13 protein-coding genes, 1 tRNA gene and 1 pseudogene are annotated in these 16,623 nt (G+C 62.6%); 13 read left to right on the top strand and 2 right to left on the bottom strand.

Annotated elements, in window-relative coordinates:
- The first annotated feature begins 18 nt into the window (after positions 1-18).
- Positions 19-1,350, top strand: a complete 1,332-nt coding sequence (locus ACTNFK_RS04505) for an NAD(P)/FAD-dependent oxidoreductase (RefSeq protein WP_435936235.1) — start codon at positions 19-21, stop codon at positions 1,348-1,350.
- 11 nt (positions 1,351-1,361) lie between these two features.
- Here ACTNFK_RS04505 and ACTNFK_RS04510 read toward each other — a convergent pair whose 3' ends face one another.
- Positions 1,362-2,831: a helix-turn-helix domain-containing protein gene (locus ACTNFK_RS04510; protein WP_433645939.1), complete on the bottom strand. Its 1,470-nt coding sequence runs from the start codon at positions 2,829-2,831 to the stop codon at positions 1,362-1,364.
- Positions 2,832-2,970: 139 nt separating this feature from the next.
- On the opposite strand from ACTNFK_RS04510, the gene ACTNFK_RS04515 reads away from it, so the two are divergent.
- The 7 genes from ACTNFK_RS04515 to ACTNFK_RS04545 all read left to right on the top strand — a co-directional run bounded on the left by ACTNFK_RS04515 (position 2,971) and on the right by ACTNFK_RS04545 (position 10,923).
- The gene (locus ACTNFK_RS04515; RefSeq protein ID WP_433645938.1) at positions 2,971-4,794 is read left to right on the top strand and encodes a phosphoenolpyruvate carboxykinase (GTP); all 1,824 of its coding nucleotides are present in this window, start codon (positions 2,971-2,973) and stop codon (positions 4,792-4,794) included.
- A 233-nt stretch (positions 4,795-5,027) separates the two neighbouring features.
- Positions 5,028-5,101: transfer RNA gene (locus tag ACTNFK_RS04520), tRNA-Leu, on the top strand.
- A gap of 168 nt (positions 5,102-5,269) precedes the next feature.
- Positions 5,270-6,520: an alanine racemase gene (locus ACTNFK_RS04525; protein ID WP_435936236.1), complete on the top strand. Its 1,251-nt coding sequence runs from the start codon at positions 5,270-5,272 to the stop codon at positions 6,518-6,520.
- Positions 6,511-7,821 carry a D-arabinono-1,4-lactone oxidase gene (locus ACTNFK_RS04530; RefSeq protein WP_445117208.1) on the top strand — a complete coding sequence of 437 codons (1,311 nt, stop codon included), beginning with the start codon at positions 6,511-6,513 and terminating at the stop codon, positions 7,819-7,821. Before ACTNFK_RS04525 ends, ACTNFK_RS04530 begins: the two co-directional genes overlap by 10 nt.
- Before the next feature lie 57 nt (positions 7,822-7,878).
- Complete coding sequence (locus ACTNFK_RS04535; protein WP_433645935.1) at positions 7,879-8,448, top strand: LemA family protein; 570 nt, start codon at positions 7,879-7,881, stop codon at positions 8,446-8,448.
- 12 nt (positions 8,449-8,460) lie between these two features.
- Positions 8,461-9,327, top strand: a complete 867-nt coding sequence (locus ACTNFK_RS04540) for a M48 family metallopeptidase (protein ID WP_433645934.1) — start codon at positions 8,461-8,463, stop codon at positions 9,325-9,327.
- Between the two features lie 132 nt (positions 9,328-9,459).
- A complete protein-coding gene (locus ACTNFK_RS04545) occupies positions 9,460-10,923 on the top strand; it encodes an aspartate ammonia-lyase (RefSeq protein WP_433645933.1) in 1,464 nt (487 codons plus the stop codon).
- 58 nt (positions 10,924-10,981) lie between these two features.
- On the opposite strand, the gene ACTNFK_RS04550 is transcribed toward ACTNFK_RS04545, so the two are convergent.
- Complete coding sequence (locus ACTNFK_RS04550; RefSeq protein WP_445117196.1) at positions 10,982-11,842, bottom strand: fumarylacetoacetate hydrolase family protein; 861 nt, start codon at positions 11,840-11,842, stop codon at positions 10,982-10,984.
- 163 nt (positions 11,843-12,005) lie between these two features.
- Between ACTNFK_RS04550 and ACTNFK_RS04555 the strand changes: the two genes are divergently transcribed.
- The 5 genes and pseudogenes from ACTNFK_RS04555 (at position 12,006) to prpB (ending at position 16,606) form a co-directional block, all read left to right on the top strand.
- Complete coding sequence (locus tag ACTNFK_RS04555) at positions 12,006-12,377, top strand: FKBP-type peptidyl-prolyl cis-trans isomerase (protein WP_433645932.1); 372 nt, start codon at positions 12,006-12,008, stop codon at positions 12,375-12,377.
- 148 nt (positions 12,378-12,525) lie between these two features.
- Positions 12,526-13,366 (top strand): annotated as a pseudogene (locus tag ACTNFK_RS04560) (solute carrier family 23 protein).
- Positions 13,367-13,438: 72 nt separating this feature from the next.
- Positions 13,439-14,161: a GntR family transcriptional regulator gene (locus tag ACTNFK_RS04565; protein ID WP_435936238.1), complete on the top strand. Its 723-nt coding sequence runs from the start codon at positions 13,439-13,441 to the stop codon at positions 14,159-14,161.
- On the top strand, positions 14,158-15,696 hold the full coding sequence (locus tag ACTNFK_RS04570; RefSeq protein ID WP_435936239.1) for an MmgE/PrpD family protein: 1,539 nt from the start codon (positions 14,158-14,160) through the stop codon (positions 15,694-15,696). The genes ACTNFK_RS04565 and ACTNFK_RS04570 overlap by 4 nt, the downstream gene beginning before the upstream one ends.
- 10 nt (positions 15,697-15,706) lie before the next feature.
- Positions 15,707-16,606, top strand: a complete 900-nt coding sequence (gene prpB / locus ACTNFK_RS04575; RefSeq protein WP_435936240.1) for a methylisocitrate lyase — start codon at positions 15,707-15,709, stop codon at positions 16,604-16,606.
- The last annotated feature ends 17 nt before the right edge of the window (positions 16,607-16,623 follow it).

A 16,623-nucleotide genomic window follows, 5' to 3' on the forward strand; every position in this document is an offset into this window, starting at 1 on the left:
CTCTAGGGAGACAGCTTCGTGGCGAAGAAGATTTTGATCGTTGGTGGCGGCTACGCCGGGTTCTATACGGCGTGGAAGCTTGAGAAGTTGTTGCGTGCGGGTGAGGCCGAGGTGACGATTGTGGATCCGCTGCCGTACATGGCGTATCTGCCGTTCCTGCCCGAGGTGGCTTCGGGTTCGATCGAGCCGCGGCACGCGGTCGTCGCGCGGCGTCGGCACCTTGCCAGCACGCACAACATCGCGGGCAAGGTCACTGCGATCTCGCATGCGTCGAAGACCGCGACGGTGACCCCCGAGGTGGGGGAGCCGTTCGAGTTCGCGTATGACCACATCGTGGTCACCACCGGTTCGGTCTCCCGCACCTTCCCGATCCCCGGGGTTGCCGATCAGGCGATCGGGATGAAGACGATTGAAGAAGCGGTGGCTGTGCGCGATCGCATGGTGGGCAACTTCGAGCGTGCAGCGTCGCTGCCCAAGGGTTCCGCGGAGCGCGATCGCCTCCTCACCGTCACCGTTGTGGGCGGCGGGTTCGCCGGAATCGAGACGATCAGCGAGCTGCGGTCATTCGCCACGTCGCTGCTTCGCCGGTACCCCGAGATCACGTTTGACGAGACGAAGTTCCACCTCGTCGAGGCGATGGGCCGCATCATGCCCGAGGTGTCGCTCGAAACGTCGGAATGGGTGATCAAGGATCAGACCCGTCGCGGGGTGAACATTCACCTCGATACGCAGCTCTCGAGCGCTCTGGACGGAAAGATCGAGCTCTCCACCGGCGAGTCGTTTGAGAGCGATTTGATTGTGTGGACCGCTGGCGTCATGCCCCGTCCGTTCTTGCGCGGTACGGATCTCCCGATCGGGCCGCGCGGTCACGTGGTCGCGAGCCCGAACTTGAAGATCACGACCGAAGACGGCGCGGAGCTTGCGGGTGCGTGGACCGCGGGCGATACCTCGCAGGTGCCAGATACGTCGGCGACGCCGGGCCCTGGCGGGTTCTGTGTTCCGAACGCGCAGCACGCGGTGCGTCAGGGCAAGCTCCTCGCGAAGAACATTGTCGCGGATCTCCGTGGTGAGGGTGTGCGTGAGTACAGCCATAAGAACGCGGGTGCGGTCGCTGGCCTGGGTATCAATACGGGCGTCTTCCAGTCGGGCAACTTCGCAATGAAGGGCTACTTCGCGTGGCTCGCGCACCGGTTCTATCACGGTCTTGCGATTCCGTCGTGGGAGCGGAAGTGGCGGGTGTTTGGTGGCTGGGCCTCACACTTCTTCCTGGGTCGCGACGTGGTGAATATTGAAGCGGTGACCGAGCCGCGGGCGATCTTCGAGGAGTTCGCCTCTCGCCCGAAGGCGTAACCCGTTCTGCGTTAGCCCTGGGGCGCGTGGTTGCTCAAAAACTCGTACATCTCGGTGTCGTCGACACCGGGGAAGGTGCCTGTGGGGAGCGGCGAGAGCACGTGGGCGTGCATGCGGGCGCTCGGCCACGCCTTGCCATCCCAGCGTTCGAGTAGCTGGCTATCTGGCGTGCGGCAGCACGTGGGGTCGGGGCAGGTCGACCTGGTGCGGGCAGTGGTGTCGCGCCCACGAAACCACTTCGCGTCGTTGAAGGCCACCCCACAGGCGATCGAGAATTGCCCCTGAGCGGTGTCGCCCGACTGCACGCTCGACCAAAAGGTACCGACTGGGGTATCCGTGTACTGATAGAACTCGCTCGTGCGATTGGTGCGGTCAAACGCGGTGCGGCCCGCCCAGTTGCGGCAGACGACCTGGCCCTCCACCGCTCCGGTATTGTCTTCGGGGAAGGGCGTGCCGTCGTTCTCGTAGCCCCGCACGAGCACCCCCGCGGTATCGAGTCGATAGTGGTGCACCCTAAGTCCGAGATGCTTCGTGGCGAGGTTCGTGAAGCGGTGCGCGGCCGCCTCATGGGTGACCCCGAATGCGTCGCGGAGATCCTCAATCGCCAGATTTCGTTCACGCTTCGCGTCTTGGAGAAACGCCGCGGCGTGAGTCTCGGGCAGCAGGCAGGCAGCAGCAAAATAATTGATTTGCAGTCGCTGCTCGAGAAATTCGGCGTAACTTGACGGCCGGTCATGCCCAAGCACCCGGTGCCCCATTGCCTGAAGCGCGAGCGAACGCAGCCCATGGCCTCCTGGAATCGAGGCCGGCGGGAGATAAATTCGACCATTTTCGAGGTCGGTAATGCTGCGGGTATTCGAGGGAAGATCATCGGCAAAAATAAGTGTGAAACCGAGTCGTTCGGCGAGTACCGCAACCTCGCGGTGGGTGACCGCGCTCGTCGAGTGGCCAATGCTCGCCATCAGCTCCTCAGCCACACGCTCGATATCTGGCAAGTAGTTGTCACGCTCACGCATGTGGAGGCGGATCTTCGTGTTCGCACGCCGCGCCTCCTCGGGAGTCGCGGCTGCCGCGCGAGAACGACGTGCGAGTTCCCGATGCAGCCCAACGATTGACTCGAGCGCCTCATCACTCAAGGTTCGCGGTGCCCGCACGTGCGGGAGATTGAGCTGCAGGTACGCCGGTGTGGTCTGCGCTCGTTCGAGTTCGATCTCAAGGGCGCTTCGGTGATCTGGCGCCTCCTCCCGGAGCAGGTCGGAACTGTCGACCCCGAGTTCGCGCGCGATGCTTTGGAGGAGCGTCAGCCGCGGCTCGCGCCGCCCGTTCTCCACCAGGGAAAGCTGACTGCTTCCCACGCCGACCCGCTCGCCAAGCTGGTCAAGAGTGAGGCCCGCGTGAGTTCGAAAATGGCGGATCCGCTTTCCAATGATCAGCCGCTGGAATGCATCATTTCCGAGGTTCGGGGTCGACTCAGGTGCCATGTATTGACTATAAGTCAAAAAAGCCAATTCTTTACTCACCGAATTCACGGGGGAGACACCCGCAGTTCACCCAGAATGGAGGAACAGCAGTTTCTTATCAAGGAGAACGAACGTTATGGGCAGCGCCTCGACTCTCGAGATGAACGATTCGATCGCCGAAAAGGTGGCCGAAGGAGCAACCACTTCCAACCCAGAAGTGGTGCAGTGGGTGACTGAAGTCGCCACGCTGACGCAACCAGACGCGATCGTGTGGTGTGACGGTTCGCAGGACGAGTGGGATCGTCTCACCGCGGAGATGGTCGAAGCTGGATCCCTGATCCCGCTCAACAAGAACCTACGACCGGGGAGCTACCTCGCGCGGTCTCACCCTGGCGATGTCGCTCGCGTGGAGGATCGCACCTTCATCTGCACCGAGAACGAGGCTGACGCCGGACCCACGAACAATTGGCGCACGCCGGCTGACATGAAGGCCGAAATCATGCCGCTATTCACGGGATCGATGCGCGGCCGCACCCTCTACGTGGTTCCCTTCTCGATGGGCCCTGTGGGTGGCGCGATTACCCAGCTCGGCATTCAGATCACCGATTCGCCGTATGCCGTGCTGAACATGCGGATCATGACCCGCATGGGTCAGGCCGCCCTCGATGGCATCACGCCGGGCAGCCTGTGGGTGCGCACCGTTCATTCGGTTGGTGCCCCGCTGCTTGACGGCGCGGAAGACGTCGCTTGGCCCTGCAACGACACGAAGTACATTACGCACTTCCCCGAGACGCTTGAGGTGTGGTCGTACGGTTCGGGGTACGGCGGCAATGCACTGCTGTCGAAGAAGTGCTTCGCGTTGCGGATCGCAAGTGTGATGGGCAAGAACGAGGGGTGGCTCGCCGAGCACATGCTGCTCCTGAAGCTCACCAACAGCGACACCGGAAAGTCATACCACCTCTCCGCGGCGTTCCCGTCGGCGTGTGGCAAGACGAACCTCGCGATGCTGCAGCCCACGATACCCGGCTGGACGGTCGAGACGATCGGTGACGACATTGCCTGGCTGCGTCCCGGAGCTGACGGTCGTCTCTACGCGATCAATCCTGAGGCGGGATTCTTCGGCGTCGCACCGGGAACTGGTGAATCGACCAATCCGGTCGCGATGGAGACCCTCTGGGGAAACACCATCTACACCAACGTCGCGCTCACGGACGACGGCGATGTGTGGTGGGAGGGGAAGACCGACTCGGTGCCCGAGCACCTGATCGACTGGCGGGGCAACGAATGGACTCCAGAGTCCGGTCGGGTCGCCGCACACCCGAACTCTCGGTTCACCGTGCCAATCCAGCAGACCCCCACGCTCGCCGATGCCTGGTTCGAGCAAGACGGTGTGCCCATCGATCTCATTCTCTTCGGTGGTCGCCGCGCAACGAACGTACCGTTGGTGGCTCGTTCACTTTCGTGGGAGCATGGCGTCTTCGTGGGTGCGACGATTTCGTCCGAGAAGACCGCCGCTCAGGAGGGAACAGTTGGTGAACTCCGCAGGGATCCCTTCGCTATGCTGCCGTTCTGCGGCTACAACATGGCCGACTACTGGGGTCACTGGCTGAAGATGGGCGAGACGCTCGGCGAGAACGCCCCGAAGATCTTCCAGGTCAACTGGTTCCGTAAGGGCACCGACGGGCGCTACCTGTGGCCAGGCTTCGGTGACAACTCGCGCGTGATCGACTGGGCTATCCGGAGCCTTGAGGGAGAAGTCACCGGTCGCGAGACCGCAATCGGCCTGCTGCCCGCGGAGGGCGAGTTGAACCTTACCGGGATCGAAGAGGTGGCGGAAGATCTAGACGAGATCTTCGCGATCGATCGACAGTCGTGGCTTGATGAGTGCGCGCTGACCGAGGAGTTCTTCGAGCAGTTCGGCGACCGACTCCCGGAGCAGCTCCGCACCGAGCTCCACGCGCTGCGGGAGCGGCTCGGAGCCTAACCAACGCTCGCCATCGCGAGCCCACAGACTGTGGATCCTGGTATCTGCCCAGGTCAGGATCCACACCATGCCGTGAGCCCCGAGTTCTGCCCAACTCGGGGCTCACTTGTGCCCAGGGCAGCCGCAGTTGGTAAGCTCTGAAACGGCCTGCGCGGTTCGGATCGCATTTCTGTGTGACTGTGGCTGGCCGCCCCGGGCACGTTCCGCTCGGGGTGTTGCGCGAGGCCGAGTTTCCCCCTGTAGCCCAATTGGCAGAGGCAGACGACTTAAAATCGTCGCAGTCTGGGTTCGAGTCCCAGCAGGGGGACTCGCATGATCGAGTCCAACCTCACCGGGTAAGTTGTGAACGTGGCCTTTGCAAAACTCGTCCTCATTATCGTCATCCTGGTGGTCGTCGTGCTTGCGCTGTACCTTCGCGTGCGGCGCTTCCGCGCGCGCCGAGGTCGCCGCGACTAGCCGGTATTAGGCTGCAGGCATGACTGTTGATCTCGCGGCTCCCGGCTTGCGAGCGTTGGCATCACGTCGCAGGTGGACTCGCCCTGCCGAGTTCTGGCAGGGCCTCACCTCGGCGACAGCGCACCTGAGCGCCCCGGTTGTTGCGCTCAGCCTCGACGCGCTACATGCGAATGCGACAGACCTGACGCGGCGGGCCGGCGGTCTGCCGATCCGTATTGCTTCGAAGTCGATCCGGGTGCGGGGAGTGCTCGAGGCTGTACTCGCACTGCCGGGCTATCGCGGCGTGCTTGCCTACACGTTGCCAGAAGCACTCTGGCTCGCCGAGACTATCGACGATGTCGTGCTCGGCTATCCCACAGTGGATCGCGCGGCGATCGCCGCGCTCGGTACCGATGCCCGCGCTGCCAGCAGGGTGACGGTGATGATCGACAGCCTCGAACAGCTCGACCTCATCGATGCCGTCGCCCCCCATCACAAGCGAGCAGAGCTTCGCGTTTGCCTCGATTTTGATGCCTCGTGGGAGGCTCCTCTCCTCGGACACGTCGGGGTGCTGCGTTCGCCGGTGCGAACGGCGGTGGCACTGCGCGAACTCGCCGAACAGGTCGTGAGGCGACCTGGCTTCCGACTTGTGGGGATCATGTCATACGAGGCGCAGATTGCCGGGGTCGCAAACTCCCCGGCTGGTCGTCCACTCCTCGGCGCCTTACTCCGTGAAGTGCAGCGTGCAAGTGGCACCGAGCTTCGGGAGCGACGAGCGCAGGCCGTCGCGGCCGTGAGTCAGATTTCCCCGCTTGAATTTGTGAATGCCGGTGGCACCGGCTCGCTTGAGCGCACGGCTGCCGAAGAAGTCGTCACAGAGGTCGCGGCCGGAAGTGGTCTTTTCGGCCCGCATCTCTTTGATCACTACCGCGAGTTCGCGCCTGCGCCCGCCGTGGCATTTGCACTCGACGTTGTGCGCAGGCCACGCGCAGATACCGTCACTCTTCTCGGGGGCGGGTGGATCGCATCCGGACCTCCTGGGGCCGACCGACTACCGCAGGTGGTGTGGCCACAGCACCTGCGGTTTGCACCGCGTGAGGGCGCGGGTGAGGTGCAGACCCCGGTGAGTGGAGCGGCCGCCCGTTCTTTGGCCATCGGCGATCGCGTGTGGTTGCGACACACCAAGTCAGGAGAACCCATGGAACATGTCGATGCGGTGGTGCCGGTGTGCGCTGGGGTCGGGGGCGATCCACTGGCGACTTATCGTGGCGAAGGGCGGTCATTTCTGTGAGCCGGTATTGGACCAATTGGGCGAGAAGCGAACGCTCGGAGCCCGCGCTCGTGGTCGCGCCGCGCAGCGTGGAACAGGTGCGACTCGCGGTGCTGCGCGCACTCGAGACCGGGCACACGATTAAACCCATTGGGGCCTCCCACAGCTTCAGCGGAATCGGCGCGACCGACGGCATCCGCCTCGATATGAGCCGCATGCGCGGGCTCGTTGATGTCGACCTTGAGCGCGGCCAGGTCACCCTGTGGGCGGGCACGCACCTGTGGGAGCTTCCCGCGATTCTGAATCCGCTCGGTCTCGCCCTCGAAAACATGGGCGATGTGGATCGGCAGACCATCACCGGGGCAACGCAGACCGGCACGCACGGCACAGGTTTGCGCTTCGGTGGAATTTCCACACGCATTGTGGGTGCGACGATCGTCACGGGAATCGGCGAGGTGCTTTCGGTGAGTGAAACGCAGCACGCGGAACTGCTTCCGGCCATTGCCCTTGGTCTGGGCGCGCTCGGGGTGCTGGTGACGGTGACCGTGCAGTGTGTGCCGCGCTTCCTGCTGCGCGCGGTTGAGGCACCGGTGCCGCTCGCTGAGGTGCTCGACGCGTTCGAAGAGCGAAACCGGGAGGTGGATCACTTCGAGTTCTACTGGTTTCCGCACACCGAAGGCACGCGCACGAAGACGAACCATCGGATGCCAGTAGAAGATGTTGCCAGGCCACTCACGTCAGTTGCTCGATTTGTCGATGAGGAGTTCGTGAACAACTTCGTGTTCGGCACCGTCGTCGCCGCCGAGCGACGAGTGCCGAGCGCAATCCCCACTTTGAATCGGACAATTCAGTCAATCTCGAGCCGTCGTGACTACAGCGACGAATCCCATCGAATCTTCACCACGCGCAGAAGAGTGCGGTTTCGTGAGATGGAGTATGCCCTTCCGCTCGCAGAAGTTCCCGCGGCGGTGCGCGAGCTACAGACCATGATTGAGCGGCAGAGATTCCGGGTGTCGTTTCCGATCGAGGTTCGATCCGCCGCCGCCGACGACCTATGGATGTCGACGGCGCACGGCCGTGACAGCGGCTATGTGGCGATTCACCGCTACTGGAAAGAGCCGTTTCAGGAATATTTCCGCGCAGCTGAAGCCATTCTTGTTGCTCACGGCGGCCGACCGCACTGGGGCAAGATGCACACGCGAGATGCAGCTCAGCTTTGTGAGTGTTACCCGAGGTTTGAAGATTTCGCTCAGGTTCGCGATCGGCTCGATCCCGAACGGGTGTTCACGAATTCGACCCTAGATCGCACCCTCGGCACGTAGGGTCGGGACAGCCCGACACACAGCGAATTCGGGGAAGACACAGATAGGATTCCGACCATGAGTGGCTCACTGATCGCAATCCTTGTCGCCGTCGGAATCATTGTGATTCTGGGCATCTATGTTTGGGCAACGTATAACTCGCTGGTCACCCTGCGCGTTCGGGTCGACGAGGCGTGGAGTGACATCACGGTGCAGTTGAAGCGTCGTGCCGATCTGATCCCCACCCTCGTTGAGACGGTCAAGGGCTACGCGGCTCATGAGCGGGGCGTTTTCGAATCGGTCACCCAGGCTCGGGCCGAGACGATCTCGGCGCAGGGCCCGGCAGAGGCCTCGGTCGCAGAGGGTCACATGCAGCAGGCCTTGAAAAGCATCTTCGCAGTGGCAGAGGCCTACCCGCAGTTGCAAGCGAGCCAGAACTTTCTGCAGCTCCAGAGCGATCTCGTCGACACGGAGAACAAGATTCAGGCGGCTCGCCGATTCTTCAATGGCGGCGTGCGTGAGCTGAACACGAAGATTCAGATCTTTCCCAACAACATCTTTGCAAAGATGTTTGGCTTCACGGCGCGCGAGTTTTTCGAGGTCGAAGATGTCGCGGCAATTTCGGAACCGCCGCGTATCCAGTTCTAAGCGGAGGCCGCGGTGTATCGCGCAATTCGGCGCAATAAGATCAATAGCGTCCTCATCATTCTGCTTTTCCTCGTAATTATCGCCGGGCTCGGTCTTCTCGCGTCGCACATCTACAACTCGGCAGCAATCGTGATCTGGGTGGTGCTCTTCGCGGGCGGCTACGCGGCCTTCCAGTACTTCTCGGCGGGCAAGCAGGCGATCGCGATGAGCGGCGCTCGGCAGATCACCGAGGCAGATAACCCGAGGCTTTACCGCATAGTTGAGAACCTGGCTATCACCACGGGCACTCCGATGCCGGAGGTCTACCTGGTCACTGACCCGGCACCAAACGCCTTTGCGACGGGCAGAAATCCCGAGAACGCCATGGTTGCGGCGACCACCGGGCTGCTTGAGATCATGACCGATGCCGAGCTTGAAGGCGTCATGGCGCACGAACTCGGTCACGTGCGCAACTATGACATTCGTGTGTCGATGATCGTCTATGGGCTCGTTGTGGCGGTGGGCATGCTCGCAGACATGTTTGTTCGAATTGCCTTCTTTAGCCGCAACAACAGCAACCCGGTGGTCTTGATATTCGGGCTTGTCGCCATGGTCGTAGCGCCGATCGTCGCGAGCATGGTGCAGTTGGCAGTCTCCCGACAACGCGAGTACCTGGCTGATGCAACCGGCGCGCTCACCACGCGCAATCCCGAGGGACTCGCAAGTGCCCTACACAAGCTCTCTGAATACGGGCGACCGCTGCAAAAACAGAGCAGCAGCATGGCTCACCTGTGGATCGCGGACCCGCTGAAGCCCGGGCTCGCGCAGCGGCTGTTTGCGACCCACCCGCCGATTCCTGATCGAATCCGTCGACTGCTCGACATGGGTGGCAAGTTCTAGCATTCTCCCGCGCCAAGTAGTGCTCGGAACAGGCCGCGCGCATGCCCAACTCGGCACCGGAGCCGGGTAGGCTTGGTGCCGTACTGCGGCGGCTCGTTCCGCCGCTCACGTCTATCTTCGGAGCCGAATACCGTGAGTGACTTCCTGTCATCCCAGACCCGCACTGAAACCGACTCGCTTGGCAGTGTTGAGGTGCCCTCCGCCGCGTACTGGGGGGTGCACACCGCGAGAGCGCAAGAGAACTTCTCCATCGCTCGCCGCCCGATCTCGGTCTATCCAGACTTTGTGCGCGCGTTTGCGTGTGTCAAGCAGGCTGCGGCGCGGGCCAACCTCGAGATCGGCGCACTGGACGAACAGCGGGTCACCCTGATTGATCGCGCCTGCGAGGAAGTGAAGAGCGGCATGCTGCTCGATCAGTTCGTCGTTGGAGTCGTGCAGGGCGGTGCCGGCACCTCCACCAACATGAACGCGAACGAGGTCATCACCAACCGCGCGCTCGAGCTTGCCGGCCGTCAGAAGGGTGACTACTCGTTCATTAACCCGAACGATCACACGAACCACAGTCAGTCGACGAACGATACGTACCCCACCGCGATCAAGATCGCGCTTGCTTTTTCCCTCACGAGCTTGCTCGACGAACTTGCACTTCTGGCAGATTCGTTCGCCGCAAAGGGTCGTGAATTTGCCCACATCATCAAGGTTGGTCGCACCCAGCTGCAAGATGCCGTGCCGATGACACTGGGACAGGAGTTCAACGCGTTCGCGGTGACGCTGCGCGAGGACATCGATCGGCTCAGGGAAGCTGTCACCCTCCTGCTCGAGGTCAACATGGGCGCCACCGCAATTGGCACGGGAATCAACGCACCCCGTGGATACAAGGAAGCCGTCGTGCGCCACCTTCGAGACATCACGGGCCTCGAGCTTGTCAGCGCGGGCGACCTCGTCGAATCGACGAGCGACACGGGCGTGTTCATTACCTTCTCTGGTGCGCTCAAGCGCAGCGCACTGAAACTCTCGAAGATCTCGAACGACCTTCGGCTCCTCTCCTCCGGGCCGCAGGCCGGATTCGGTGAAATCAACCTTCCGGCGCGTCAGGCGGGCTCGTCGATCATGCCAGGCAAGGTCAACCCGGTGATCCCGGAAGCCGTCTCTCAGGTGGCCTACTCCGTTGCTGGTGCCGATGTCACCATTTCCATGGCGGTGGAGGCAGGTCAGCTGCAGCTCAATGCGTTCGAGCCGATCATCGCTCACTCGCTCTTCCAGTCCATCACCTGGCTTGAGCGCGCGTGCCAGACGCTCCGAGTCAACTGCGTCGACGGCATCACCGCGAATGAAGACCATCTGGCCGACACCGTCGCTCGCTCGGTCACGGTCATCACCGCCTTGGCACCCGTCATCGGGTACGCGGAAGCTTCGAAGCTCGCAAAGGAAGCTCTCGCCACGAACGCGAAGGTCGCCGAGCTCGTGATCTCACGCGGTCTTTTGAACGCCGAGCAGCTGGCCGAGATCCTGCAGCCAGCCCGCCTCGCGGGGCTCGAGCCTGCTCCAGAGACCGGACCCATCCCGCACATTGAAAGCGAACGCGGCGAGGTCTAACCGCGCACGCACGCAGTGGGGGTGTGGATCGGGCGATCCACACCCCCACTGCGTGCGTCTAGGCCTGCACGCAGTGCGAGGTCAGCGAGCCGATACCTTCAATGGTGACGGTCACCTCGGTGCCTGGCATGAGGTACAGTGGCGGCTTGCGCGAGCGGCCTGCACCACCCGGCGAACCCGTCGAGATGAGCGTGCCGGGCAACAGTGTCAACGACTGCGAGATCGCGGCGATGAGCTGGGGGATTGAGCGAATCATGAATTCGGTCGTGGAATCTTGCACCCGCAACCCGTCGACATCTGTGGTGAGGTGCAGCGCATGCGGATCTGGGATCTCATCTGAGGTCACCACGACCGGCCCAACAGGAGAAAAGCCGTCAAACGACTTGCACCGCGACCACTGCGGCTCGGAAAACTGGATGTTTCTGGCGGTGATGTCGTTCACGACGGTGTATCCGAACACGTAGTCGAGCGCATCCTCAACGCGAACGTTCTTCGCCGCTTTCCCGATAATGACCCCGAGTTCGCCCTCGTAGTCCACCTCTTCGCTTAAGTGGGTGGGGATCGGAACATCCTGCCCGTGACCATTCAGCGAATTGGGAAACAGGGAAAACAGCACGGGGCCGGAATCATTGTCGAGGTTGAGTTCGCTCGCGTGCTCGTCATAGTTCAGCCCTACGGCCAGCACGATGGGGGGATCCAGCACCGCGGATGCAAAGGACGCATCGCCGAGCGGCGAGGCAGCGGGAGACTCCGCGGCGCGCGCGCGCACTCGACTCCACGCCTCTGGACCTGCCTCGATCAACTCCTGCAGCGTCGAAAACGGCTCTTCCATATCTTTCATCGCGACGAAACGATCACCTGAAACGATGACGAGTTCCGGCTGACGACTCCCTGCCCGGGTCACATGCGCAAACTTCACGTCCTCAGGCTATTGCATTCGGATGAGAGCCACTTGGTGAACAGGCACTATGGATACCTCACATCGTGTGTGGTTGGCGACAATGGGAAGGACACTCCCGGGCAACTTTCCCTGACAGCGAACGTTCGCCCCGCGATGGTCGGAAACCGGACAGAATGGATGCATGAGTGATTCAGCCTTGACCAAGCCCGAAATCGAGTTTCCCAACGGGCCTGCGCCCACTGAACTGCAGATCATCGAAGTTGTCGAGGGGAACGGGGAAGAGGCGCTCGCCAGTTCAACCGTAGACGTGCACTACCTCGGTGTCGACTTTGAATCGGGCGAAGAATTTGACAGTTCATGGGGTCGTGGCGAATCGATCAATTTCCCCCTCCGTTCTCTGATCCAGGGGTGGCAGCTCGGCATCCCCGGCATGAAGGTGGGTGGCCGACGCAAGCTCATCGTGCCTCCCGCTCAGGCCTATGGTGCCACCGGTGGTCACCCGCTCGCGGGCAAGACCCTCATCTTCGTCATCGATCTGCTCGGTGTGAGTTAACGCAGACCTGTCTCGACGTGTGCCCGCTGCCTACTTGGTGGCGGGCATTCTGCGTTCCAGGGCGTGCACTGAGTGATACCGTCGAATCCTTGACCGGCGGAACTGGGAAACGGGAATTGAAGTGGCAGAGACTGAGCCCACGGCTGATATGCAGGCGGAGACCGCGCTGCCTGGGGATGCCCGAACGGGGCAACTGCGGCAGTCGGGAGGCGTGATTGACCGCTATTTCGAAATCACCGCCCGCGGCTCGACAATCGGGCGTGAGGTGCGCGGTGGCCTGGTCACATTTGTCGCGATGGCCTACATCGTCATCTTGAACCCCATCATCCTTTCTAGCGGTGTCGACATCAACGGAGATTCGTTGCCGTTCGCCGCGGTCAGCGCAGTCACTGCGTTGACCGCAGGGGTGATGACGATCCTCTTCGGTCTCGTCACTCGACTTCCGTTTGCGTTTGCGGCTGGCCTCGGTATTAACGCGTTTCTGGCTTTCTCGGTGGTGGGGCAGGTGACGTGGCCGGAGGCGATGGCGATCGTCGTGATCAACGGCCTGCTGATTGTGTTGCTCGCCGTCACCGGCCTGCGCCGGATGATCTTTGACGCGGTGCCCGTCGAGCTGAAGCTTGCGATCACCGTGGGTATCGGTTTGTTCATCGCATTCATCGGCTATGTTCTTCACGCCGCTCACGCAGATCGTTCCGACCGAGGTTGCGGCGGCGGCGCTCGTGATCGTCGGCGCGATGATGATGTCTCAGATCACTCACATCAAGCTCACCGATTTCACTGTGATGCTTCCCGTTTTTCTCACGATCACCGTCATGCCGATGACCTATTCGATCGCCAACGGCATTGGCGCGGGGTTTGTCTCGTGGGTGATCATCAACGCGCTGTCAGGCAAGTCACGCCACGTGCACTGGCTGCTGTGGGTGGTGGCGGCAGGTTTCGTCGTCTTCTTTGCTCGTGGGCCGATTGAGTCGCTGGTCGCAGGCTGAGCGCACAGGCTCTTGTATACATGGGTAGTCATTTAGTTTGACTAAAGCGACTTTTTGAATCACCATGTATACATGGGACGAGAATTGGCCGAGCGTGCGAGCGATCGCGCCTACCGCATGCTGCGGCAGGAGATCCTCGAACTGGCGCTCTCGCCTGGCGAGGTGATCGCCGAGGTTGAGACCTCAGCCCGGTTGGGGGTCTCCCGGACACCGCTGCGCGAAGCAGTCGGAAGGCTCCTGGCCGACGGACTGATCGTGCCGGAGGGGGCGCGCGGCGTGGCCGTCGCGCCGATTTCGCCGGAAGATGTCACCGCGCTGACTGAACTGCGTGAGGGTCTCGACACCCAAGCTGCCCGGCTCGCCGCACTCCGCGGCGATCCCGAGACCTTCACGCGGCTCGCTGACGAGTTCGCGGTGCTTGCCGCGTCTCTTCCCGGGCCCGATGGTGCGATGGCCGATCGGGAGGCCACCTATGGTCTCGCAGCGCGACTCGACCTGGCGATCGATGCGGCTGCCGCAAGCCCCGCGCTGGCCGCCTCGCTCGCCCAGGTACGGCTGCGGCTTGCCCGGGTACGTCGGCTGGCGCAGGATCGGCCCGCGCGCCTCGCCGAGTCGGCGAGCGAGCACCGTCAGATCGCCGAATCTATCTCGTGGCGCGATCCCGAGCTCGCAGCGAACGCGGTGCGTGTGCATCTGCATCGAAGCCTGGACCACGCACGGAAACGTCTCGCCGAACGGGAAGCCGAACTCTCGTCAGATCACACCACTCTCACCTCTGCAAAGGAATCAGTATGACCGAACTTCACCCCGTGCGCGTCTACCGCAGCGAAGAATCCCTGCCGCGAACCGAACAGTTGGCCTGGAAGATCGCGGAGGTGGCCACGGACCGCGCTCCGCTCGACCCTGAGGCGGTCGACATGGCGGTGAACCGGGTGATTGACAACGCATCGGTGGCAGCAGCATCGCTCACTCGATCTGCGCCCAGCGCAGCGCGCCAGCAAGCGCAGCAGCATCCCGCATCGACGGGTGGATCGGGATCCACTATTTTTGGCCTCGCAGCCAGCGACCGGCACTCGCCCGAGTGGGCAGCGTGGGCGAACGGTGTGGCGGTGCGCGAGCTCGACTACCACGACACGTTCCTGGCGGCCGAGTACTCGCACCCGGGCGACAACATTCCGGCGATCGTCGCGGTCGCCCAGCACCTGGCGGAGGCGCGGTCGCTGACCGGGCTTGACGTCGTGCGCGGAATTCTCACCGGATACGAGATTCAAATCGACCTGGTGAAAGCAATCTGCCTGCACGAGCACAAGATCGACCACGTGGCCCACCTTGGGCCCTCTGCCGCGGCCGGCATCGGCACCCTGCTGGGCCTCGACACCGAGATCGTCTTCCAGGCGATCGGTCAGGCGTTGCACACCACGACGGCTACCCGGCAGTCACGCAAGGGCGAGATTTCGTCGTGGAAGGCCCACGCACCAGCGTTAGCCGGCAAGGTCGCGGTAGAGTCCGTCGACCGGGCGATGCGTGGAGAAACCAGCCCGACCCCAATCTATGAGGGAGAGGACGGCGTGATTGCCTGGCTGCTGGGCGGCAAGGATGCGCGATACGAGGTGCCGCTCCCGGTGAAGGGTGAAGCGAAGCGCGCGATCCTCGATAGTTACACTAAGGAGCACTCGGCCGAGTATCAGGCACAGGCGTGGATTGACCTAGCGCGGAAGCTGCATCGCGAGTTCCCCGAGATCAGCGACCCGGCGAACGTCGACCGCATCGTGATTGAGACGAGCCACCACACCCACCACGTCATTGGCTCGGGTGCAAACGACCCGCAGAAGTACGATCCGACGGCGAGCCGCGAGACGCTCGATCACTCAATTCCTTACATCTTCACCGTCGCCCTGCAAGACGGCGAGTGGCATCACGAGCGCTCCTACGCTCCCGAGCGCGCGGCACGCCCCGACACCGTTGACCTGTGGCATAAGACCACCACCATTGAAGCCAGCGAATGGACGCGACGTTACCACTCGCTCGACATTGCCGAGAAGGCATTCGGTGGGGCGGTAGAGATTGTGCTCACCGACGGTCGCGTGATCCGCGATCAGATCGCAGTTGCCGACGCACACCCGCTCGGCGCCCGGCCCTTCGCCCGCGAGCAGTACGTGCAGAAGTTCCGCATGCTCGCAGAAGAGGTGCTGGAGCAGTCAGAGATCGAGCGCTTCCTCGACCTCGCGCAGCGGCTCCCTGAACTCACCAGCGCCGAGTTGGGCGGTCTCACGATCCAGGCGCGCCCGGGGCTCCTTGACACCGTTCGATCCACTGCCGGAATCTTCTAGGGAGCCACACGTGCTGTATTCAACTCACACAGCCGAGGCCAAGCGGGCGCGGTTTCGCGAGGAGCTTGCGAGTGGGACGCTTTTGCGAGTGCCCGGTGCCTTCAATCCGCTTTCGGCGAAGCTCATCGAGCAGAAGGGTTTCGACGGTGTGTACATCTCAGGTGCCGTGCTCTCGGCCGATCTTGGGCTACCCGACATCGGCCTGACCACGCTAACGGAGGTCGCGGGAAGAGGCGCGCAGATCGCCCGCGTGACCGAGCTGCCGACGCTGATCGATGCCGACACGGGGTTTGGGGAACCGATGAACGCGGCCCGAACGGTGCAGGAGATGGAGAACGCCGGCATCTCGGGCCTCCACATTGAGGATCAGATCAACCCCAAGCGTTGCGGGCATCTCGACGGGAAAGAGGTCGTCAGTATCGATATCGCCGTCCGCCGCATTCGCGCGGCGGTAGAGGGGCGGCGGGATCCGAACTTCCTCATCATGGCGCGCACCGATGTGCGGGCGGTCGACGGGTTGGCTGCGGCGCAGGATCGCGCGAAGGCGCTCGTCGACGCGGGCGCAGACGCAATCTTTCCCGAAGCGATGCGGTCGCTCGAGGAGTTTGCAGCGATTCGTGCGGCGGTCGATGTACCGGTACTCGCGAACATGACGGAATTCGGCAAGAGCGATCTCTTCACCACCGACCAGCTCGGATCGGTGGGCATCAACCTGGTGATCTATCCCGTTTCGCTGCTGCGGATGGCGATGGGGGCCGCTGCGCGTGCGCTCGACACGATCACCGCGGAGGGGTCGCTCACCAGCCGACTCGACGAGATGCAGCACCGCGCTGATCTCTACGAGCTCATCGAGTATGAGAGCTATGCCGGCTTCGACGCGAACATCTTCACCTTCTCGGTCGAAAAATAGGGTTCAAGGAGGAACTG

It is taken from the genome of Leucobacter fengyongliangi (assembly GCF_052386045.1).

What these genes read in the sequence shown, in the direction of transcription:
- ACTNFK_RS04510 (WP_433645939.1), bottom strand. Translation starts at nt 2,831, where the DNA reads ATGGCACCTGAGTCGACCCCGAACCTCGGAAATGATGCATTCCAGCGG.
- ACTNFK_RS04515 (WP_433645938.1), top strand. Translation starts at nt 2,971, where the DNA reads ATGAACGATTCGATCGCCGAAAAGGTGGCCGAAGGAGCAACCACTTCC.
- ACTNFK_RS04525 (WP_435936236.1), top strand. Translation starts at nt 5,270, where the DNA reads ATGACTGTTGATCTCGCGGCTCCCGGCTTGCGAGCGTTGGCATCACGT.
- ACTNFK_RS04535 (WP_433645935.1), top strand. Translation starts at nt 7,879, where the DNA reads ATGAGTGGCTCACTGATCGCAATCCTTGTCGCCGTCGGAATCATTGTG.
- ACTNFK_RS04555 (WP_433645932.1), top strand. Translation starts at nt 12,006, where the DNA reads ATGAGTGATTCAGCCTTGACCAAGCCCGAAATCGAGTTTCCCAACGGG.
- ACTNFK_RS04565 (WP_435936238.1), top strand. Translation starts at nt 13,439, where the DNA reads ATGGGACGAGAATTGGCCGAGCGTGCGAGCGATCGCGCCTACCGCATG.
- ACTNFK_RS04570 (WP_435936239.1), top strand. Translation starts at nt 14,158, where the DNA reads ATGACCGAACTTCACCCCGTGCGCGTCTACCGCAGCGAAGAATCCCTG.